The sequence below is a fragment of the Acidimicrobiia bacterium genome (genome assembly GCA_029210695.1).
GTDB lineage: Bacteria > Actinomycetota > Acidimicrobiia > Spongiisociales > JAHEDJ01 > JAHEDJ01.
On sequence record JARGFH010000059.1, the window covers coordinates 1 to 21,131 of the forward strand.

The 21,131-nt window shown below is 63.0% G+C and carries 25 protein-coding genes; 19 read left to right on the forward strand and 6 right to left on the reverse strand.

The window, feature by feature from the left end:
* Positions 1-294: HNH endonuclease signature motif containing protein (locus tag P1T08_15215; GenBank protein ID MDF1597426.1), on the forward strand; the 294-nt coding region annotated here is incomplete at its 5' end.
* A 168-nt stretch (positions 295-462) separates the two neighbouring features.
* Here the strand turns inward: P1T08_15215 and P1T08_15220 are convergent.
* From P1T08_15220 to ilvA, 4 genes are all read right to left on the reverse strand, one after another.
* Positions 463-921: a nitroreductase family deazaflavin-dependent oxidoreductase gene (locus P1T08_15220; GenBank protein MDF1597427.1), complete on the reverse strand. Its 459-nt coding sequence runs from the start codon at positions 919-921 to the stop codon at positions 463-465.
* A 187-nt stretch (positions 922-1,108) separates the two neighbouring features.
* Positions 1,109-1,507, reverse strand: coding sequence for a type II toxin-antitoxin system VapC family toxin (locus P1T08_15225; protein ID MDF1597428.1), 399 nt, complete (start codon positions 1,505-1,507; stop codon positions 1,109-1,111).
* Positions 1,500-1,727, reverse strand: a complete 228-nt coding sequence (locus tag P1T08_15230) for a type II toxin-antitoxin system CcdA family antitoxin (GenBank protein MDF1597429.1) — start codon at positions 1,725-1,727, stop codon at positions 1,500-1,502. Before P1T08_15230 ends, P1T08_15225 begins: the two co-directional genes overlap by 8 nt.
* A 364-nt stretch (positions 1,728-2,091) precedes the next feature.
* Complete coding sequence (gene ilvA / locus P1T08_15235; GenBank protein MDF1597430.1) at positions 2,092-3,300, reverse strand: threonine ammonia-lyase; 1,209 nt, start codon at positions 3,298-3,300, stop codon at positions 2,092-2,094.
* 179 nt (positions 3,301-3,479) lie between these two features.
* On the opposite strand from ilvA, the gene rplM reads away from it, so the two are divergent.
* The 14 genes from rplM (at position 3,480) to P1T08_15305 (ending at position 15,857) form a co-directional block, all read left to right on the forward strand.
* On the forward strand, positions 3,480-3,932 hold the full coding sequence (gene rplM, locus P1T08_15240) for a 50S ribosomal protein L13 (protein ID MDF1597431.1): 453 nt from the start codon (positions 3,480-3,482) through the stop codon (positions 3,930-3,932).
* Positions 3,932-4,324, forward strand: a complete 393-nt coding sequence (rpsI, locus tag P1T08_15245; GenBank protein MDF1597432.1) for a 30S ribosomal protein S9 — start codon at positions 3,932-3,934, stop codon at positions 4,322-4,324. The genes rplM and rpsI overlap by 1 nt, the downstream gene beginning before the upstream one ends.
* Positions 4,325-5,656, forward strand: coding sequence for a phosphoglucosamine mutase (glmM, locus tag P1T08_15250; protein ID MDF1597433.1), 1,332 nt, complete (start codon positions 4,325-4,327; stop codon positions 5,654-5,656).
* A gap of 288 nt (positions 5,657-5,944) precedes the next feature.
* On the forward strand, positions 5,945-7,771 hold the full coding sequence (gene glmS, locus P1T08_15255; protein ID MDF1597434.1) for a glutamine--fructose-6-phosphate transaminase (isomerizing): 1,827 nt from the start codon (positions 5,945-5,947) through the stop codon (positions 7,769-7,771).
* 66 nt (positions 7,772-7,837) lie between these two features.
* On the forward strand, positions 7,838-8,212 hold the full coding sequence (acpS, locus tag P1T08_15260) for a holo-ACP synthase (protein MDF1597435.1): 375 nt from the start codon (positions 7,838-7,840) through the stop codon (positions 8,210-8,212).
* Positions 8,213-8,308: 96 nt separating this feature from the next.
* Positions 8,309-9,718, forward strand: a complete 1,410-nt coding sequence (locus P1T08_15265) for an NAD(P)H-hydrate dehydratase (GenBank protein MDF1597436.1) — start codon at positions 8,309-8,311, stop codon at positions 9,716-9,718.
* The gene (gene alr, locus P1T08_15270) at positions 9,715-10,809 is read left to right on the forward strand and encodes an alanine racemase (GenBank protein ID MDF1597437.1); all 1,095 of its coding nucleotides are present in this window, start codon (positions 9,715-9,717) and stop codon (positions 10,807-10,809) included. The genes P1T08_15265 and alr overlap by 4 nt, the downstream gene beginning before the upstream one ends.
* Positions 10,806-11,684 carry a P1 family peptidase gene (locus P1T08_15275; protein MDF1597438.1) on the forward strand — a complete coding sequence of 293 codons (879 nt, stop codon included), beginning with the start codon at positions 10,806-10,808 and terminating at the stop codon, positions 11,682-11,684. The genes alr and P1T08_15275 overlap by 4 nt, the downstream gene beginning before the upstream one ends.
* The gene (locus P1T08_15280) at positions 11,681-12,325 is read left to right on the forward strand and encodes a uracil-DNA glycosylase (GenBank protein ID MDF1597439.1); all 645 of its coding nucleotides are present in this window, start codon (positions 11,681-11,683) and stop codon (positions 12,323-12,325) included. The genes P1T08_15275 and P1T08_15280 overlap by 4 nt, the downstream gene beginning before the upstream one ends.
* Positions 12,322-12,783 carry a tRNA (adenosine(37)-N6)-threonylcarbamoyltransferase complex ATPase subunit type 1 TsaE gene (gene tsaE, locus P1T08_15285; protein ID MDF1597440.1) on the forward strand — a complete coding sequence of 154 codons (462 nt, stop codon included), beginning with the start codon at positions 12,322-12,324 and terminating at the stop codon, positions 12,781-12,783. The genes P1T08_15280 and tsaE overlap by 4 nt, the downstream gene beginning before the upstream one ends.
* Complete coding sequence (gene tsaB, locus P1T08_15290) at positions 12,780-13,499, forward strand: tRNA (adenosine(37)-N6)-threonylcarbamoyltransferase complex dimerization subunit type 1 TsaB (protein ID MDF1597441.1); 720 nt, start codon at positions 12,780-12,782, stop codon at positions 13,497-13,499. The genes tsaE and tsaB overlap by 4 nt, the downstream gene beginning before the upstream one ends.
* Positions 13,475-13,978, forward strand: a complete 504-nt coding sequence (gene rimI, locus P1T08_15295) for a ribosomal protein S18-alanine N-acetyltransferase (protein MDF1597442.1) — start codon at positions 13,475-13,477, stop codon at positions 13,976-13,978. Before tsaB ends, rimI begins: the two co-directional genes overlap by 25 nt.
* Positions 13,975-14,985, forward strand: coding sequence for a tRNA (adenosine(37)-N6)-threonylcarbamoyltransferase complex transferase subunit TsaD (gene tsaD / locus P1T08_15300; protein MDF1597443.1), 1,011 nt, complete (start codon positions 13,975-13,977; stop codon positions 14,983-14,985). The genes rimI and tsaD overlap by 4 nt, the downstream gene beginning before the upstream one ends.
* A 152-nt stretch (positions 14,986-15,137) precedes the next feature.
* Positions 15,138-15,857 carry a DUF1295 domain-containing protein gene (locus P1T08_15305; protein ID MDF1597444.1) on the forward strand — a complete coding sequence of 240 codons (720 nt, stop codon included), beginning with the start codon at positions 15,138-15,140 and terminating at the stop codon, positions 15,855-15,857.
* Here the strand turns inward: P1T08_15305 and rocD are convergent.
* Positions 15,854-17,068, reverse strand: coding sequence for an ornithine--oxo-acid transaminase (gene rocD / locus P1T08_15310; GenBank protein ID MDF1597445.1), 1,215 nt, complete (start codon positions 17,066-17,068; stop codon positions 15,854-15,856). The genes P1T08_15305 and rocD overlap by 4 nt on opposite strands.
* Positions 17,069-17,250: 182 nt before the next feature.
* On the opposite strand from rocD, the gene groES reads away from it, so the two are divergent.
* Together groES and groL are read left to right on the forward strand one after the other, a co-directional pair.
* Complete coding sequence (gene groES / locus P1T08_15315; GenBank protein MDF1597446.1) at positions 17,251-17,541, forward strand: co-chaperone GroES; 291 nt, start codon at positions 17,251-17,253, stop codon at positions 17,539-17,541.
* Between the two features lie 17 nt (positions 17,542-17,558).
* Positions 17,559-19,193, forward strand: coding sequence for a chaperonin GroEL (gene groL / locus P1T08_15320; protein ID MDF1597447.1), 1,635 nt, complete (start codon positions 17,559-17,561; stop codon positions 19,191-19,193).
* A gap of 71 nt (positions 19,194-19,264) precedes the next feature.
* Here the strand turns inward: groL and P1T08_15325 are convergent, their stop codons facing one another.
* Entirely contained in the window at positions 19,265-19,885 is a 621-nt protein-coding gene (locus tag P1T08_15325) for a GNAT family protein (GenBank protein ID MDF1597448.1), read from the reverse strand.
* A gap of 39 nt (positions 19,886-19,924) precedes the next feature.
* Between P1T08_15325 and P1T08_15330 the strand changes: the two genes are divergently transcribed.
* Positions 19,925-20,455, forward strand: coding sequence for a CoA pyrophosphatase (locus P1T08_15330; protein ID MDF1597449.1), 531 nt, complete (start codon positions 19,925-19,927; stop codon positions 20,453-20,455).
* 155 nt (positions 20,456-20,610) lie between these two features.
* A complete protein-coding gene (locus tag P1T08_15335; GenBank protein ID MDF1597450.1) occupies positions 20,611-21,087 on the forward strand; it encodes a type IV toxin-antitoxin system AbiEi family antitoxin domain-containing protein in 477 nt (158 codons plus the stop codon).
* Positions 21,088-21,131 lie beyond the last annotated feature (44 nt).

Below are 21,131 nucleotides of genomic sequence, written 5' to 3' on the forward strand. Positions count from 1 at the left end.
ACGCCGGACCTGACCGAACCCCAACCCGGTCCCATCACACTGGCGAACCGGTGGTCCCATCAAGCTGGCGAGCGACATGGATGCACAGCCGACGGCTGCACCTCGAGGTATCGGCTCCAACCCCACCACATAATCCCCTGGTCACAGGGAGGTCGAACCGATCCCGACAACCTGATCACCCTGTGTTGGTTTCATCATCATGTGGTCATCCACCAAATGGGATATGAGATCATCCCCGACTCGCCGCCTGGGCGGTTGCGCTTTCAACTCGCCACCGGCACCGACCCACCGTGACGGAACTCGACCCTAAACGTCACCGTCAAGTTTTGGCCTAGTCGCAACACCCCGTGAGGCGTCAATCAAACGCGTTTGCTGCGCATATTGCCTGCGAATTGCGGGGGGTTCGGATCTTCTGCTGTCCGGCTTTCCTGGTTACCAAGCGCCGTTCGCTGGGACCCTCGCTCAGCCCGCCTTTGTGGCTGGCTTATCGGTAGAGATGATGTTCAGACGGAGATACGAATCCACGCCCACAAGCCGGTGCCTCCTCCGTAATCCTGACGGCAGGCGTGGCGTTGCTTCAGCCGCTAGCACGATGACGGGAGCATCAGTTTCGTAACGCATCCTGTTGCGCTCGAGGGCGCAGTGACCGTCCGTCAGGACGTTGCGGCACCAGTCAACCTCGGTGCCGTAGGGCAGTGGGATGAAGAACCACTGCCCGGACCGTTCCGCCCAGACGGGAGTCACATATTCCGTTCCCGACTTGCGGCCCGTGTGATGAACCCTCGTAATCCGCTCCCCGGCCATCCGCAGCAATGCCGGGTTCCCCACCTTCTTGTTGAACCAGCGGAGAAAACCGATCCCAGGCTGCCAGCGGGTACGCCACACAATGACTACCAGCACAGTTGAGGCCAACTCAACCAAGACCAGGAACCTCACAAGCCCCAGAAGCCAAACGAGGCTCCTTCTGAACCGCACTGGGTTTGATGGAGACTCGGTTTCTTGGTTTCCGAGTCTCATCTGGTGGTGGTTAGTTGAGTGTAGTGGGCCTCCTCATACTCGATTGGGGGATGTCCCCGCAGTCCGCTTTCGAGGCACTTCGAAGAGCGAGTTAGGTATTCCCAGAGAGAAGGTCCGCAGCGGGTGATGCTGCTGCCAACCCTGAATCTGTTGTGACGATGACGGCCTCGAGTTGATCGGCGAGTTCCACGTAGAGGGCGTCTACCAGCCGTAGCTTGTGGCGCTGCTTCCAGGCGCCGGCCAGCAACGGGGCGAGGAGGTGTCGTTGAATCGGGGCAGAAGCGACTCGTTGGATTCTGGTGGTGACTTGCCGAACGGTCATATTCCCGCTTCGCTGCAGACGTCCCAACGCGGAGAGCACCTCGGCATCGAAGTGGGCCGGAACGTGAAGTTCATGACCCCGCAGCCGGTTTTCGATCGAGGTTGCCAAGGGAGATCCGACCATGAGATCGACCATGGCCGACGCATCCACGATCAACAGCTCAGCCATTGCTCTCGAGTTCGTCTTTGGCAGCTGCCACTGCAAGGGTGACAGCATGGTGGCTGATGCGGAGGGGTCGCATGGCAGTCACGCCGTCGAGCCACTCGTCGACACGGCCGGCCGCCAACGCACTGCGCAAGGCTTCTTGGGTGAGGTTGGAAACGTTCAACCCGACTGCCTTTGCTTCGGCGGCCAGATCGTCAGGGAGGTACACATTGACACGAGCCATGCGCATATTATACACACTCATTGCACCAGATCAACCGTCACGTTGCAGTGACAAGCACCTCGCCTACCCGTCCTCGATCGGCACTTGTGGGTGCGGTTCACCGGGCAGGGTCGACCGCTGGGAGTCTTGTTTGGGGCCCTGTAGCTGGGCCGGCTGGTCGTTTTCACCGTCGCATACGTCTGCCGGCACGCCATCCGGTGGTGATTCCATTCATGCCCGTTGAGCGGTTCATTGATTGTTCTGCTTCTTGTGGAGCACCCGCCAGCAGGATGAGCCGTATTGTTGGGACTTCCGACGTCACGGGTGATCGCGTAGTCGTTCAAGGATGGCTGATCGCTGAGGCCGGCTATGCGCCGACCGTCCGTCAGACCACGAGGCCGTGTTCGCGAAGCGCCTCTTTCAACTCGGCCGAATGCTCCGGGCCACGCGTTTCCACTGCGATCAGCACTTCCGTGAACCCAACGGGCACACCGCCTTCTTCCCGGTAGTGCTCAATGGAGACCACGTTGCCTCCGTTCGAGGCGATCACTTCGAGGAGGCCGGCGAGCTGGCCCGGCACATCTGGGATCCGTACCCGGTACCAGGCGAAACGGCCTGCGGCCGCCAGACCACCGCGAATCACGCGATTGAGGAGCAGCAGGTCGATGTTTCCTCCCGAGAGGACGATTACGAGCGGGTCGGGCAAGTCCTCGAGCTTGCCGGCGAGGAGGGCGGCGAGACCCACCGCCCCGGACGCTTCAACCATGAGCTTGGTGCGTTCGAGCAACAGCGCAACGGCCTGCATGGCCTGGGGATCATCGACCGTGACGAGGTCGTCCACGAACGCTTCGATATGGTCGAAGGCGAGTCGAGATGGCTCGTGGACGGCTATCCCGTCGGCCACCGTGGACCGCGGCGGGACTGCTGTCGGCCGGCCGCGGTCCCGGCTCAGCACATAGGTGTTGGCGGTCACGATCTCGACTCCCGCCACGACCAGGTCGGGTCGTAGCCCTTTGAGGGCGGCAGCCGAACCGCCCATCAGGCCGCCACCACCGACGGGTATGACGACGGATGCAGCCGCCGGTATCTGCTCGGCGACCTCGATTCCGAGAGTGCCCTGACCCGTCATGATGGTGACGTCGTCGTAGGGGTGGATGAAGCGTGCGCCGCTCTCGTCGGCGAAAGCCCTCGCCGCAACGACCGCATCCTCGAGGCTGGTCCCGGTGAGGCGAACCTCGGCGCCGTACTCCTTGGTTGCCTGGACTTTCGGCAGGGGAGCCGTCTCCGGCATGAACACGGTGGCCGGGACACCGGTTGATTGAGCGGCCAGGGCAACTCCCTGTGCATGATTGCCCGCCGACGCAGCCACGACGCCGGCCGCCCGAGCATCCTCGTCGAGTTGGGACAGCACGTTCATCGCCCCACGGATCTTGAAGGATCCGGTTCGCTGGAGGTTCTCGGCCTTGAACCAGACATCGCGTCCGGTCATTCTCGAAAACGAGGTCGAGTGGATTGACGGCGTAATGAGCGCGGTCGCGGCAATGCGCTTCTGCGCAGAGCGGATGTCATCGAGTGAGATCAGGTTTCTCGGCATTGGAGCAACCATATTGCCAGGAATCCACCCCATGTTTTCTCGGCAATACTGTGTACGAAAAACAGGGCACAGTATTGCCGAGAAACGGTCGGTCTCCGGATTGACGATGTAGCACCCGATCCGATACCATTACCCGGCTTCGCGATCGCGGGGCCCTTCCCTCGCGAGGAATTCGAAAGATGCAGAAGACCTATTCACCCAAGCCCGACGAAGTTCCACGCCTGTGGCACGTTGTTGACGCCCAGGGCCTCCCCCTCGGGCGGCTGGCGTCCGAGATTGCGCAGGTGCTGCGCGGCAAGCACAAGCCCCAGTTCGCACCGCATCTCGACGTCGGTGACTACGTGATCGTCGTCAACGCCGACAAAGTCGCGGTCACCTCGAGCAAGTCCGAACGAAAGATCTACTACCGCCACTCAGGCTTCCCGGGTGGACTGAAGGAAGAGTCTTTCTCCTCTCTGATCGAACGTCGCCCCGAGCAGGTCGTCGAACGAGCCGTGAAGGGAATGCTTCCCAAGAACCGTCTCGGCCGCCAGATGCTGAAGAAGCTGAAGGTACACACCGGGCCAGACCATCCCCACGAAGCGCAGGCCCCACAGCCGCTCGTCTTCGATATCCGAAAGGTGGACGCCTGATGTCCAAGCCACTCGTTCAGGCAACTGGGCGCCGCAAGTCCTCCGTCGCACGGGTCCGCCTACGTGAAGGCACTGGGCGGATCGTCATCAACGAGCGCTCGTTAGAGGTGTTCTTTCCGACCATCGCTCAGCGCATCCGGGTCCTCGAACCGCTGCGTGTCGCCGAGGTTGAGGGTCGCTACGACGTGGACGCCACCGTTCACGGCGGGGGCACGACCGGGCAGACCGATGCCCTGCGGCTCGGCATCGCCCGTGCCCTGGTCGAGTTGACTCCCGAGCTTCGTCCTGAGTTGAAGAGCAACGGTCTGCTGACCAGGGACGCCCGCCGCGTGGAGCGCAAGAAGTACGGCCTCCGCAAGGCCCGCCGCGCCCCTCAGTACACCAAGCGCTAAATGCTCCGGGAGGGTCGCAGACTCTTCGGGACCGACGGTATCCGCGGTGTTGCCAACACCGAGTTGACACCCGAATTCGTGATGGCGTTGGCTCGCGCCGCCGGCGAAGCACTGGCCCATGGACCCGTCCTGGTGGGGCGAGACACGCGCCGGTCGGGCGAGATGCTTTCTTCCGCCCTCCAAGCTGGATTCCACAGTGTCGGCATCGATACGGTTGACGTCGGTGTTCTCCCGTCCGGTGGTGTCTCCTATCTCACCGGCTCATCCGGTGCGGTCATGGGAGCAATCGTGAGCGCCTCCCACAATCCGGCTTCCGACAACGGCATCAAGCTGCTCGGGAGCACTGGCGCCAAGCTCACCGATGCGGATGAGGACGGGATCGAGGCGCGACTCCGGTCCGGTCACCCATTCAATGTGGCGATCGGCGATGCCGTCGGCACGAGGTTCCAGAAAGCAGAAGCGCAGGCGGAGTACCTCGATTTCCTGGCCGGTCTGGCCGAGTATTCATTCCGGGGAATCCAGGTTGTCCTCGACTGCGCCAACGGCGCCGCCTATAAGACCGCCCCCGCTCTGTTCGAGCGGCTGAAAGCGGACGTGACCATCCTGGCCGCCGACCCGAACGGCATCAACATCAACGACGGAGTCGGTGCAACCTCCCCGGCTTTCCTGGCCAAGGAGTCGAGAGGTCGGTTGGGTCTCGCCTTCGACGGTGACGCCGACCGTCTCATCGCCGTCGACGAGGAGGGGGTGGTGGCAAACGGTGACGTCATCATGGCGATCATCGCCCGGCACTTGCACGCCCGGGACCGGCTCAAGAACAACATCGTGGTCGCCACCGTCATGTCGAATCTGGGATTCCGCAAGTCGATAGAGTCGATGGGCATCACCTTGATCCAGACTCAGGTCGGTGATCGCTATGTACTCGAAGGATTGCGCGAGCACGACGCAGCATTCGGTGGCGAGCAGTCCGGTCATGTGATCTTTCTCAAGGACCTGGTCACCGGGGATGGGTTGCTCACCGCGCTCCGACTCGTCGAGGTGGTTGCGGCATCCGGCCGGCGACTCGCAGATCTGCGCAAGGAAGTCATCACCGAATACCCGCAGATACTGCGCAATGTTCGGGTCAACGACACGAGCCGGCTCGAGAGCGCTGAAGCGATCTGGGCGGCAGTCGAGCGGGCAGAGGCCGAGCTCGAAGGCGACGGGAGAATCCTCGTGCGTGCTTCCGGCACCGAACCGCTTGTGCGGGTCATGGTCGAGGCTCCCACTAAGGAAAAGGCCGCGGCCATTACCGAGGTGCTAATCGGGATCGTCCGGGCCGAGCTGACCTAGGACGACACGCGACCCGCCACCCGCGACTACTCTTTGCCTCGATCCGGGTCGCAGCACCTTGAGCGCCTGGCCCCACGAGGGGTGACGAGGAAGAGGGAGTATCGAACCATTCGGCGGATGCCCTCTCGGTTCCCACGGTCGTGACGGAGCGGCCGAAACCCACCGGGTAACCGGTGAAACAGAATCCGCTCCGACGTGGGGTGCAGCAGTCAGATACTGCGGCACATTGAACCGACCCGGTTGGTTGTCGGCGCGCGCCGGCACGCAATATGGGAAGGACAGTGCACGATGTGTGGCATCGTTGGCTATGCAGGACCGCGTCCGGTCCAACCGCTCCTCATCAGCGGACTCCAGCGGCTCGAATATCGGGGATATGACTCGGCAGGGGTCGCCATTGTCGAGGAGTCCGGGATCGACGTCATCCGCAAGGCAGGTCGGATCGCAGAGCTCGAGGCGGAGCTCGCAGGACGATCCGGGCACGGCACAACCGGAATCGGGCATACCCGGTGGGCGACACATGGTGCGCCGAATACGATCAACGCTCACCCCCACCGTGATTGCTCGCACAATGTTGCGGTCGCGCACAACGGCATCATCGAAAACTGGTCGAATCTCAAGGCGGAGCTCATCGAGTCCGGCCATATCTTCCAATCCGACACGGACACGGAGGTTGTTGCCCACTTGATTGAAGACATGGCCGATCTGCCGCTCGAAGAGGCAGTTCGGGCAGTCATGCGTCGGGCGGAAGGAGCGCTGGCACTGGCCGTAGTTCGCAGTGACGAACCAGACCTCATCGTCGGCGCCCGTCGCGGGAGCCCGCTGGTGGTTGGCCTCGGTGACGGCGAGAACTTCCTTGCGTCGGACATCCCTGCGTTTCTCGAGTACACGAAGAGGATGGCTGTACTCGACGACGATCGTGTTGTGGCCGTCCGATCGGGAGGTGTCATCGTCACCGACCTCGACGGCGCAGTCGTCGAACCGGCCACACGTGAGATCGAATGGGACCTGGAATCGGCCGAGAAGAGTGGGTTTCCCGATTTCATGCTCAAGGAGATCTTCGAACAACCCGGTGCCATTCGTGACACCCTGCGTGGCCGGTTCGATAGCGACGGCCTCGTGCGTCTGAGGGAACTCGACCTCGACGCCGAGACGGCCCGCTCATTCAATAAGGTGTTTGTGATCGCCTGTGGAACGTCATACCACGCGGCGATGATGGCGAAGTACGCCATCGAGCGCTGGACTCGCCTCCCCGTAGAAATCGACATCGCCTCCGAGTTCCGTTACCGCGATCCGGTTCTCGACGAGAAGACCCTGGTCATCGGCATCTCCCAATCGGGCGAGACCCTCGATACGCTGGCGGCGGTTCGCTACGCCCATGCGCAGGGTACGACGCTCATCGCAGTGACGAACGTGGTCGATTCGGCGATGGCGCGCGAGGCGGATGCTGTGCTGTACACGAGGGCGGGTCCTGAGATCGGCGTGGCGGCGACAAAGACCTTCACTACCCAACTGGTGGCGATGCAGTTGCTGGCCCTGTGGCTGGCGCACGCTCGTGGGGCGCTGGACGACGCCGTCATTCAGAATGCCGTCACCGCCATGTCCCTCCTTCCTGATCAAGTGGAGGAGGTTCTGGAACAGTCCGATCGGATTCGTGAGATGTCCGAGCAGTGGGCCGACCGGCGGGACTTCTTCTTCCTGGGGCGAAGCGCCGCCTTTCCTGTGGCCATGGAGGGTGCCCTCAAGCTGAAAGAGATCGCCTACGTCCGTGCCGAGGGCTACCCGGCCGGCGAGATGAAGCATGGCCCGATCGCCCTAATCGAAGAAGGTGTTGTAGTCGTCGGTGTCGCGACGAACAGCCACGTTCAGGGCAAGATGCTTTCCAACATCGAGGAAATGCGGGCCAGGGCGGCGACAATCGTACTGGTGCTCACTGAAGGAGATGCCGAGGGAGAGGCGGCGGCCGATGAGGTCATCTTCGTGCCGTCTGCCCCGGAACTGTTGAGCCCCGTGACGGCGGTCGTCCCCCTGCAGCTGCTGGCGTACTGGCTTGCCAAGAAACGCGGCCTAGACGTCGACAAGCCGAGAAACCTGGCCAAGACAGTCACCGTCGAGTGATCGCTGGACCATCCGGCACTCGGACCAGGTCACCGGTAACGCATTCGGGCAGCGTATGCTGCCCGAATGCGCATTATCGGGCTCGGCGTTGACCTCGCGGAGATAGATCGAGTTGAACGACTCCTTGCCAAATACCCCCGGTTTCCTGAGCGGGTGTTCACGGAGCACGAACGGGCTTATGCCTCCCGGTTTGCCAACCCGGCCCGCCGATTCGCTGCCCGGTTTGCGGGGAAAGAAGCGGTCATGAAGAGCATGGGCACGGGTTGGCGGAGGATTCGCTGGCAGGATGTAGAGATAACCGGCGGAGGCGCCCCCCGGGTCAACCTCTACGGCACGGCCAAAACCAGAGCAGCCCAACTTGGCGTCTCCGAAGTGCTCGTCACCATCACCCACACCGACGTGACCGCCATGGTGATGGCCATCGCGGTAGGGGAGCACTGAGGCGTCTTCCGCGCCGCACCTTCGTTCGATGATCGTCGTGGTGCGGCAGCCTGTGTTCCCTAAGATCAACATCGTGCGTTCAACCACTTCCGGCTCATGAGGCCCGTTCTCACCGCCGCTCAATCGGCTGCCCTCGATGAGGCGTCGATCGAACCCGTCGAGATCCTCATGGAGCGGGCCGGGCTCGGCGTGGCTCTGGCTGCGGTCCGGATGGGCATCGGATACGGGTCCAAGGTCATCGTGCTGGCAGGTCCGGGAAACAACGGCGGAGACGGCTACGTTGCTGCAAGGTATCTGCACAGGCGCGGTGTGGCGGTGACCGTGCATGCCCTCGCCGAGCCTCGATCGAAGGCGGCCAAATGGGCCGCCCGGTCTGCCCGGGAGTCGGGTGTCCCGGTTCGAGCATGGACCGGCCCGGTCGGGTCGGACCTCATCATCGACGCCCTTTTCGGGGCGGGCTTTCGGGGCAACCTGCCGGACACGGTGATTCCATGGGCTAGATCCTCCAGTCGGGTGCTTTCCGTCGACGTCGCGAGTGGTCTCAGCGCCACCGACGGTTCGTCCGGTGGCTCGACGTTCCGAGCCGAACGTACCGTGACATTTCACGCCGAGAAAGTCGGCCACTTCGTGGGAATCGGGCCGGACGTCAGTGGCGTTGTCGAAGTGGTCGACATCGGGCTATCTGCAACGGATGGGGAGTTCTTTCACTGCGAACAGTCGGATGCCCCGCTACCCGAGCGGGCGAGAACTGCCCACAAGTGGTCGGCCGGCTCCGTTGCAGTGGTCGGTGGTGCGCCGGGAATGACGGGCGCGGCACTGCTGGCGGCCTGGTCGGCGCTCGGTGCCGGTGCCGGGTCTGTTTCGATCGTCAGCCCTGCCGATGCCCAGGCGACCTATGCGGGTTCTGCCCCTGGCGTGCTCACGCACGGAGTCGGCCAGGGAGACCGGTTCGCGACCGAGGATGCCATCGAGGTCCTCGGCCATGTGGCACGGTTCGACGTGCTGGCCGTCGGCCCCGGCCTTGGCCCTGGTGTCGAGGGATTCGTCCGGCTCCTTCTCGAACGTTGGAACCGTCCGGTGGTGCTCGACGCAGATGGGATCAATGCCCTGCACGACCCCGACCTCCTTCGCAACCGTGTAGCTCCAACGATCATCACGCCCCATGCTGGGGAGTTCCAGAGATTGACCGGTGGCCCGACCGGCTATGCCGAGGCAGCAGCCTTCGCCAGGGAGACTGGAGCAACCGTGCTCCTGAAGGGAAACCCGACCTTTGTTGCTGGAGACGAACTGTGGGTTGTGGACACTGGTGGCCCGGAACTGGCCACCATCGGCACGGGCGACGTTCTCACCGGGGTCTCGGCTGCGTTTCTGGCGTCGGGCATGGTGCAGGAGGCGGCGGCCCGCAGCGCCGCCTTCTGGCACGGCATGACGGGTATCTCGCTTGCCGGCCGCGAGAACGTCACGGCGCCTGCCCTGGCCCGTGAAGTGAGAAGGGTGATCAGGTGAGGCCAACCTGGGTCGACATCGATCTCGACGCGATCGCGCACAACATCGGCATCTTCAGGGATCTCGTATCCCCGGCCGGCGTTTGTGCCGTCGTCAAGGCCGATGCATACGGCCATGGGGATGTTCCGGTCGCTGAGGCCGCGCTGTCAGCCGGAGCAACGTGTCTGGCGGTTGCCCTGGTTGCTGAAGGCGCCCGGCTTCGGGAGGCCGGAATCGATGCACCCATCCTGCTGTTGTCGGAGCCGCCGCTGAACTCGGCACCCGCCGTCCTGCAGTGGGATCTCATACCAACCGTGTACACGCGCCCGATGATCGAGGCACTGGCCGGTCTGGCGAGTACGCCCATTCCGGTGCATTTGAAAGTCGATACCGGGATGCACCGGGTCGGCGCCTCCGCCGACGACGCGATCGAATTCGCCCGGCTCATCACCGAGTCCTCCGGCCTCGACCTGGCCGCACTATGGACGCATTTCGCGGTTGCCGAGGAAGATGCAGAGTTCACCCGTCTTCAGATCGAACGGTTTGAGACGACGATGAAGGAGTTGCGATCGGCCGGAATCCACGTGCCGGTCGTGCACGCGGCCAATACGGCCGGTGCGATTGCCTTCCCGGAAGCCAGGTACGACCTCGTCAGAGTTGGCATCGGCATGTATGGGCTGCAGCCGGCTCCCACCGTCGGTGCAGAGCTGCAGCTTCATCCGGCGATGCGGGTCGTTTCTGCCGTCGCGCATTTGCGGAGGCATCCGGCGGGGACTCGTCCGTCGTACGGTCGTCGGCGGCCGCTACCTGCCGACGGTCGGGTTGCCTCTGTTCCGATCGGGTATGCAGACGGCATGCCGCGCCTCCTTTCCTCCTGGGGCGAAGTGCTGATCCGCGGCAAGCGGTACCCGCTGGCGGGGACGGTGACGATGGACTACCTGGTGGTCGACGTCGGCCTGGATGACGTCGAGGTTGGAGACGAGGTCGTGCTCATCGGGCGCCAGGGCAATGAAGCGATCACGGTGGAGGAGTGGGCCGAGCGAGTCGGCACCATCAACTACGAGATCGTCTGCCAGATCGGGCCGCGTATGCCCAGGAGGTATAACCCTTGACACTCACCGCAATCGAGGGGGTAACCGTCGGTCATTGGACGCATGCTCGAGGTGTGACCGGGTGCACCGTGGTGGTCTTTCCCGAACCGAACGTAGCAGCCGTGGAGATTCGAGGCGCAGCACCCGGAACTCGCGAAATCGCCCTTCTCGAACCCGGCATGCGGGTGGAGACGATTCAGGCCGTTCTACTCACGGGCGGGAGCGCTTTCGGTCTCGCCGCCGCCGACGGGATCATGCGCGAACTGGCGGCCGATGGGCGCGGACACCCGACACCACTTGGTCCGGTCCCTATCGTGCCGGGGGCCGTCATCTTCGACATGTCTGCGGGTGATCCCGAAACCCGACCGGGGCCGCAGGAAGGTGCTCTTGCCTTCCGGGCGGCTACCGGGGCACCGGTCGAAAACGGCGCCATCGGCGCAGGCGCCGGTGCCACCGTCGCCAAGTGGCGGGGATTCGAACACATGCGACCGGGTGGATTGGGATCTGCGTCCGTCGATCTCGACGGCGCGACGGTGGCGGCCCTCGTGGTGGTCAACGCCTTGGGCGACGTATTCACCCTCGAGGGAGAGGCACTGACCGGAGGGGTGCACGCACCCGACTTCGATCCTGAGGTGATGATGGGCGGCAGCACCACACTCGTTGTGGTCGCCACCGATGCGGCGCTCGACCGCACTTCAACCCGCCGGCTCGCAATTCGAGCTCAGGATGCGCTGGCGGCCTGCTTGCGTCCCTCCCACACCAGATATGATGGCGATGCGGCCTTCGCCGTTTCGTGCGGTGCACGGGCAGGCGATCTCGACCGACTGTCGGAGGCCGCCTTTGTTGTGACGGCGAGAGCGATCGAGGCGGCGATCCGGGCGAGGGACATCGGGTGACAGACGACCAGCTACGCATATTGGCCGGGGAAGCCGGTGTTTGCACTGCCTGCGGGTTGGCGGAAACGAGGACCAACGTCGTGTTCGGCGCCGGCAGCCCGACTGCGGATTTGATGTTCATCGGCGAAGCACCGGGGAGAAACGAGGACATTCAAGGCGTACCCTTCGTCGGAGCAGCGGGACGGCTGTTGGATAGCCTGGCGAGCGCGGCCGGCATCACGCGCGACGACGTGTACATCGCCAACGTGCTCAAATGCCGTCCGCCGGGGAACCGTGACCCGCGTGATGAAGAAATCACAGCCTGCAAGGGCTACCTCGCCAGACAGATCGAGCTGATAGATCCGGCTGTGGTCATGACACTCGGCAACTTCGCCACGAAACTACTGCTCAAGACGACCACCGGGATCACGCGTTTGCGCGGAACGGCGTACCCGTGGTGGGGGCGGTTTGTCGTCCCCACGTTTCATCCGGCCGCCGCGCTGCGGGGTGGCGAACGTGTTCTCGACCATATGCGCGCCGACTTCGCGCTCGCTCGGCGAGTTCTCGATGATGGAGTCGAAGAGGATCTCGCCGAACACACTGAACCGGCGGATTCTGCAACTAGCCTCCAGGACGCAACCCAGTTGGAGTTCTTCGCTTGATCATCGATCTGATTAGTCGTTCTGATCCCGAAACTCGCGCAATTGGCAGACGCCTCTCCGGCCTCTTGCAGCCCGGGGACGTTGTCGTCTTGTGTGGTTCGCTCGGAGCAGGAAAGACGGCCCTCGTGGGGGGAGTCGCCGATGGACTCGGGATCGACGTGCCCGTCACGAGCCCGAGCTTCGTCCTGATGAAGAAGTACTCGTCCGGGTTCATCCCGCTCGTCCACGTCGACGCGTATCGGGTCGGGTCGCTCGGTGAGTTCGACAACCTCGACGTGTTCGAAGAGGCGCGAGATGCGGTACTCGTCGTTGAATGGGGAGACGCAGTGGCGGCCAGCCTTCCCGACGACCATCTGAAGATCATCATGGAGATCACGGGTGAGACCGACCGCGCTTTGCGATTTGAGCCCTACGGAACCTCCTGGGTAGGTCGTCCCGTCGAGGAGCTTGAAGGATGAAGGTTCTGGCGATCGAAACAGCCACTCCCGCCTCTTCGGTGGCACTCGGCGAAGACCGGGTAGTCGTGGCGTCGGCCGCCCGGGTCGATCGGCGCGGACATGGTTCGTTCATCGTTTCAGCCGTCGATTTCTGTTTCGATCAGGCCGGCTGGAATCCGGGCGATCTCGATGCGATCGCCATCGATGTGGGGCCTGGTCTCTACACAGGTATCCGGGTAGGGCTTGCTACGGCACAAGGGATGGCGGCCGCCCTCGGTATCCCGATCGTGCCGGTCACCTCCCTGGACGCCGTCGCCTTGCGGGCGGCCACCGGCCACCGGCACGTCTATGCCGTTGTCGACGTGCGGCGGGGCGAGCTGGCGGTTGCCTCGTACCGGCCGGTCCCGGGCGGGGTGGTGAAAGACGGCCCGCCCGAGGTCATGTCGCCCGATCACTTCCGGGCGATGCTCGAGTCTGATCCCGATGAGGTGCTGATTGTCGGCGACGTCGCTGATCTTCCGGGATCGACGGTGCGGGGGCTTCACCGTGTGAAATCCGGTCGGCCCCGATATCCCGAAGCCGCGGCCCTCTTGGACCTGGCGGCCGGTCCCCTCGAAAAGGACGATTTCCCGCTACCTGAGGACGTACGCCCGCTGTACCTGCGGGAACCGGACGTCACCATCTCATGGAAGCAGTTCCGTCAGGAGGGTCCGTGGGACGACACGGCGTCTACGTGATGGACATCCGGGCGATGACGCTCGACGATGTTCGGGCGGTGTCTGCATTGGAGCGACTCGTATACCCGGAGCCCTGGTCGGAGGGTGTGTTCGACGACGAGCTGGCACAGCCGAATCGCGAGTATCTGGTTGCGGTCGAAGGGGGTGAGATCGTCGGCTACGCAGGTATGATGGTCATCCTGGAGGACGCCCACATAACGACGATGTCGGTGGCGCCGGCAGCTCGGGGTAGCGGCATTGCCAAACGGATGATGGTTCAACTCATCGACCTGGCGCTGGCGACCGGAGCCAAACACCTCACACTCGAGGTGCGCCGTTCCAACGAGTCCGCTCAGGCTCTCTACCGCAAATTCGGGCTGGCTCCGGTCGGGGTACGAAAGGACTACTACCTCAATGAGGACGCCCTCATCATGTGGGCCAGCGATATCGACCAGGCCGACTTTGAGGAGCGGCTGCGCCGGATTCGGGAGGAACTGTGACGATTGAGCCGACGGTTCTGGCGTTCGAGACGAGCTGCGATGAGACCGCAGTGGCGGTGGTTCGTGGTTCCCGCGTGCTTTCCAACGTTCTCTCCTCACAGGTGGAGATCCACGCCCGCTTCGGTGGTGTTGTGCCGGAGATCGCCGCCAGGGCTCACGTTGAATCGATCCGGTCGCTCACCCATCGGGCACTCGTCGAAGCAGGTATCCACCCCGACGATCTAGACGGAGTCGCTGCTACGCAGGGTCCAGGGCTGGTCGGGGCGTTGCTGGTCGGGTATTCGTTCGCCAAAGCGACCGCGTGGGCCAGGCAGCTGCCGTTCGTAGGGATCGACCACATGGAGGGCCATTTGATGGCGCCTCGGCTCGAGTTCGACGCGTTCACCCCACCGGCGATCGTTTTGCTTGCCTCTGGAGGGCACAGTCAGATCGTGCATGTGAAGGACTGGGGCGAATACGAGACCCTCGGCCAGACAATCGACGACGCGGCCGGAGAGGCGTTCGACAAGATCGCCCGCTTCATGGGCCTCGGCTATCCGGGCGGCCCCAACCTGGATCGGATTTCCGAGGGAGGTGACCCATCCGCGATCGCCCTGCCCCGTCCACTTCGTGATCGACGGTACGACGTGTCGTTCTCCGGCCTGAAGACTTCGGCCGTGACTTACCTCGAGAAAGCCAAGGCGGCCGGTTCGCTCCCGCCGATCGAAGATGTGGCCGCCTCAGTCCAGGAAGCCATTGTGGACGTCCTGGTCGAGAAGACGTTCAACGCCGTCGAAGACACCGGTGTTCATATCGTCGGCGCCGGCGGGGGAGTCATCGCCAACCGTCGCTTACGGCAGCGCCTGGCCGAGGAGGCTGCGAGCCGCGGGGTTGAGTTGTTCTTGCCCGGCCGGCTGCTGTGCACCGATAATGCCGCCATGATCGGCGTGGCCGGTTCGCACTGGCTGTCACAGGGCGTGTACTCGGCCTGGGACAGCCAGGTTGACACGAACCTGCGCATCGGATGATCTAGGGCCGGAGACCAGCAGGTCGGATATCCATCCGGCGGCGCGGCCGGCAACGTGGGACGTAGAACTCGAACATAGGACTCCTCATCTTTGATCTCTCCGCCTATCTCCTCGGACTCGCCGCTCTGGTAGTCCTGACGCTGCTCGTCTGGGTGGTGAGCCTGGTCCGCAAGGATGCGTCGATAATCGATCTCTTCTGGAGCTTGACGTTCATTGTCGCGGCGGTCGTGTACGCGATATCGACCACGGCGGAGGAGGGTGGACGGACGACGTTGATGCTGGCGCTGGTAACCGTGTGGGGTCTCCGATTGTCTGGTTACCTGACCTGGCGGAACTGGGGTGAACCGGAGGACTACCGCTATCAACGGATGCGGGAGCGCGGTGGACCCAGTTGGCCCTACAAGAGCCTTCTAACGGTGTTTTGGGGGCAAGCCGTACTTGCCTGGATCGTGTCGGCTCCGCTGCTGGCCGGCGCAGATGGGAGGACTGACGTCGGAGTGCTCGCCTATCTTGGGATCGCAACCTGGGCCATCGGGATCTTTTTTGAAGCCGTCGGCGACTGGCAGTTGTCGGTGTTCAAGCAGGATCCGGTGAATGCAGGCAAGGTTCTCGATGAGGGGTTGTGGCGCTACACGCGTCATCCGAACTACTTCGGCGACTTCATGGTGTGGTGGGGGCTGTTCCTGATTGCAGCAGACGCGGGCGGTTGGTGGAGTTTCTACGGCCCGGTCGCGATGTCGGTTCTATTGATTCGGGTGTCCGGGGTGACCCTCCTCGAGCGGAAACTGTCGAAGACCCGGGCGGGCTACGAGCAGTACGTCCAGACGACAAACACCTTCTTCCCCGGCCCCAAACGAGCAACTCGCGACTAGTAACTCGCAACGAGGAACGCGTTGGCGATTCCTTCGAGTCCCTTCGCCAGGTCCTCTTCGCTGATCGTGAGTGGCGGTGAAAACCGAATCGTATGACCGTGGGTCTCTTTGGCGAGTACCCCGTGTGAGAGGAGTTGCTTGGTGACGGCTTTGGCGCTTGGTCCCTCCGTCGCGATGTCGACGCCGGCCCACAGGCCTTTTGTGCGGACTGCTTCGATGGCATCCGACCCTGCCTCGATTTCGGCCAGCCCTTTCGCAAACAGTCTTCCCAGTTCGGCCGCCCGCCTCTGAATATGCCCCTCACTCAGCATGGTGACGACCTCGAGTCCGATGGCTGCCGCCAGCGGGTTGCCGCCGAAGGTGCTCCCGTGTTCGCCTGGAGACAGAACGCCCAGCACATCCCAATCGCCGACGACCGCGGAGACCGGGAGAATCCCACCGCCCAGCGCCTTGCCGAGCAAGTAGACGTCGGGGGTTACGTCTTCGAGGTCGCAGGCGAAGGTGGTGCCGGTCCGTCCGAGTCCCGACTGGATCTCGTCGGCGATCATGAGGACGTTGCGCTTTGTGCAGATGCGCCTCACCTCGCGGAGCCAGCCATCCGGCGGGATAATGACCCCTGCCTCGCCCTGGATCGGCTCGAGGAGGAACGCGACGGTGTCGCCGTCGATGGCGGCATCCAGTGCACCGGCATCACCGAACGGAATCGACTGAAACCCCGGCGTGAACGGGCCGAATCCTGAACGAGCAGTGGGATCTGAGGAGAAACTCACGATGGTGGTCGTTCGCCCGTGGAAGTTGCCGTCGCTTACGATGATTTTGGCGCGTCCCGGCGCAACTCCTTTCGTGTTGTATCCCCACTTCCTGGCGATCTTGATGGCCGTTTCGACTGCCTCAGCGCCGGTATTCATCGGCAACATGGCCTCCCGGTTGCACAGAGAGGTCAGTGCCTCGGCGTACGGGCCGAGTTGGTCGCTCCGAAAGGCACGGCTGGTCAGCGTCAGTGAGTCGAGCTGGCGCTTGGCGGCGGCAATGAGTCGCGGGTGCCGATGTCCGAAGTTGAGGGCCGAGTACCCGGCCAGGAAGTCGAGGTAGGCGTTGCCGTCAACGTCGTAGACCCACGAACCATCGCCCCTGGTCAGCACGACTTCCAAGGGGGCATAGTTGCGTGCAACGTGCGCGGCCTCCGCATCTAGGAAACGGCGACTCGTCACTCAGCACCTCACTCTCTACCCGTATGATCGCGGCAATTGCCCTGGCCCGTGAGCCTAACTGAACGGTGCGGAGGCGAATCCTGGCTGCAGATGGCCGGCTAGCACTCCTGCATAGAGAGTGCTAACGTTACTGGCACTCTCACTCGGAGAGTGCTAATCCGCAATCAGTAGGAGGATTCGGCATGAAGCTTCAGCCTCTCGGTGACCGGGTGGTCGTCAAGGCGAAGGAGGAAGACCAGACGCGGACTCCTTCCGGCCTGGTGATTCCCGACACTGCAAAGGAAAAGCCTCAATTTGGAGAGGTCCTGGCCGTTGGGCCGGGTGCGCTTAATGAAGACGGCGATCGCATGCCCATGGATGTGAGCGTTGGCGACGTCGTCGTGTATTCAAAGTTTGGTGGCACGGAGATCAAGATGGACGGCACAGAGTATTTGATCCTCTCGTCGCGTGATCTTCTCGCCATCGTCGGCTGAGACAACGGAGGATTTGAATGGCTGCGAAGGAACTTCGCTTCGACGAGGAGGCCCGCAGGGGCCTCGAGGCGGGCGTCAACAAGCTCGCCGACGTCGTCAAGGTGACACTCGGGCCCAAGGGCCGCAACGTCGTACTGGAGAAGAAGTGGGGCGCGCCCACGATCACCAATGACGGCGTCACTATTGCAAAAGAAATCGAGCTCGACGATCCATGGGAGAACATGGGTGCTCAGCTCGCCAAAGAAGTCGCCACGAAGACAAACGATGTCGCCGGTGACGGAACTACCACAGCCACCGTGCTGGCACAGGCCATGGTCCGTGAGGGCCTTCGCAACGTTGCCGCCGGTGCCAATCCGATGGATCTGAAACGGGGTATCGAGCAGGCCGTCGAGAAGGTCGTCGAGTTCATCGGCGAGTTCTCCCGGACGATCGAGACCAGCGACGAGGTCGCGGCCGTTGCCGCCATCTCGGCCGCCGATCAGACGATCGGAAAGAAGATCGCAGAGGCGATGGACAAGGTCGGCAAAGACGGTGTGATAACCGTCGAAGAAGGCCAGACGTTCGGTATCGAACTCGAGTTCACCGAAGGCATGCAGTTCGACAAGGGCTACATCTCTCCGTATTTCGTCACAGATCCTGATCGCCAGGAAGCTGTGATCGAGGATCCGTACATCCTGATCGCCAACCAGAAGATCGGGTCGGTCAACGATTTGCTGCCCGTGCTCGAGAAGGTCATGCAGACCGGCAAGCCGCTGGTTCTGATCGCCGAGGACATCGAGGGTGAGGCCCTCGCCACGCTCGTCGTGAACCGCATTCGCGGCACGTTCTCGTCGGTAGCGATGAAGGCTCCCGGGTTCGGTGAGCGTCGCAAGGCCATGCTCCAGGACATCGCCATCCTCACGGGTGGCACGGTGATTTCGGAAGAGGTCGGCTTGAAGCTCGACGGTGTCACCGTCGACATGCTGGGCCATGCGCGTCGCGTCGTGGTCACCAAGGACGACACGACGATCATCGACGGCGCCGGCGCCGAACCCGACGTTCAGGGTCGCATCCGTCAGATCGAGCGCGAGATCGAAAACACCGACTCCGACTGGGACCGCGAGAAGCTCCAGGAGCGTCTCGCCAAGCTGTCCGGTGGTGTCGTGGTGATCAAGGTCGGGGCTGCCACCGAGGTGGAGCTCAAGGAGAAGAAGCACCGCATCGAAGATGCAGTTTCTGCCACGCGGGCGGCTGTTGAGGAAGGCATCGTGCCAGGGGGTGGCGTTCCGCTGCTCCGTGCACAGGAGGCCATCGACAAGCTTCGAGGCGGTAACGACGACGAAAAGACCGGTCGGATCATCGTGCGCCGTTCGCTCGAAGAGCCGATTCGTCAGATCGCCGTCAACGCCGGCTACGAAGGCGGCGTCGTGGTTGAGCACGTTCGCAACGGCGAGGGACCCTTCGGGTTCAACGCGGCCAAGGGCGTCTACGAGGACCTCTTGAAGGCAGGGATCATCGATCCTGCCAAGGTCACCCGCTCAACGGTGCAGAATGCGGCGTCCATCGCCGCGCTGCTGCTGACCACAGAGGCTCTCATTGCCGAGCGGAAGGAAGAGTCTTCTTCAGTCGCCGGCGGAGGCCACGAACACGGCGGCGGAGGCATGGACTTCTAGGTCCGAATCTCTGAGTATCTGTATCGAGAATCAGCAGGGGCCTCCGGGCCCCTGCTGCGCGTCCGGCGCGCTCAGGCGTCTTCGACGGGCAGCCGTGCTCCGGCCACGATATCGGCGATCTCCTGGTGATGTTTGTCGTACTCGTGGTCCAGCATGCTGTAGACGGTGTGATCGAGCCAGTTGCCTCGTACTTTCAGCTCTTCGCGGAGGATCCCTTCCCGGACGAAGTGGAGTTTCTCGGCAACCCGTTCGCTACCTCGATTGCCGACGGCGATGCGCAGCACGATGCGATGCATATTCAGTTGTTCGAATCCGACCTGCGCCATACGGGCCGTGACCTCGGTAGCGATGCCCTGAGCGGCGCGGTCGGACCGAACCCAATACCCGATCTCTCCGGTGCGGAAACCTCGCGAGACGAACCAGATCGAGACGTTGCCGAGGTGTTGGTTCTGTTCGTCGTTGGCGTCGCGAATGCTGTAGTCGTATGCACGCGTTTCGCGCCAGGCTTTCATGGATTCACGCACGAATTGGCTGGCTTCGAGCCGGCCGTAGGCTAGGTGAGCCCAGGGAAGCCACATGTGGATTTCATTGATGGAGACCCGGACGGCGCTGTATAGGGCATCTGCGTCTCGGCGGCGGAAGGGCCGGAGAACGAAACGATTCGTTGAAATAGGATCCAGACTCAACTCCATTCCGCTAGAGACTATCGCGGGCGTACCATGGTGTGCCGCATGTGGGATCGACTTCCAGGTATTCACCCAGACGAACCGCCGGATACCGGCGCAGACCGCGCTGCGGTGCTGGTTCCCTTATACGAGGACGGATTGGGCGATGTTCGGGTGGTCATGACGAAGCGCCCGATGACCATGCCCACCCACGCCGGCCACATTGCGTTCCCCGGTGGGCGACCCGACCCCGACGACGGGGGGCCGGTGGCCACCGCCCTGCGGGAGGCAGAAGAAGAAGTCGGCATCGATCCTGAAGCGGTCGAGCTGATGGGGTTCTTGCCGACGATTCACACGGTGGAGTTCTCGTTGTTCGTGGTGCCGGTCGTCGGCCGGCTCACAGGAGTCCCGGATCTGCGGCCGTCGCCACGCGAGGTGGCGAAGGTCCTTGAACCGCGGGTCGAGGAACTCGCCGACGCCTCCGCCTGGCGCTTCGAACTGTGGCACGGTCGAAAGGTGTGGTTCTACGACCTCGAAGGCGAGGTCTTGTGGGGTGCCACGGCGAGAATGACACGTGACCTGGTCGGCCTCGACTGAGTTTTCTCGGCAATGCTGTGTATCACTACGCGCCATTGCATTGCGGAGAAACCAGGCTGAGTTTTCTCGGCAATGCTGTGTATTGCCACGCGCCATAGCATTGCGGAGAAACCATGGGTCTTCCACAGCCGGCGCGTTCGTGATATCTCCATCCCATGGATCGTGGACTTGGAACGGCAGTTGATGACCTGATCGCCGCCCAGCATGGAGTCGTCAGTCGCGGGCAACTCATCGATGCAGGCGTCAACCCAGGTGTGATTGCGAACCGGTTGCGCAGCGGTGCGTTGGTCCGGGTGGATCGAGGTGTCTATCGCGCCAGGTCGGCTCCGCCATCCGCCGAGCAGGTACTGATGACGGCGGTGCTCGGCGTCGCCGGCGAGACGGTGGTGTCCCACCAATCGGCCGCTTATCTGTGGGGTTTGCTGAATCGGCTTCCGGCGGTCCCGCACGTCACAACTCAACCCGGACGATGGCGGTCGAAGCCTTATCGCGTTCATCGTTCGTCCGATCTTGCTCCTCATCATGTCACCGAGGTCCGCGGTGTTCCAACCACCATCCCGGCGAGGACCGTCGTAGACCTCGGCGCGAACGCTCCTCGGCTAGGTGGCTGCCGAAAAAGTGGCTTTCGGTGAGGTTGGTTGGCGGCGGGCCAGTCGTGGGTGATGCCGGAGACCAT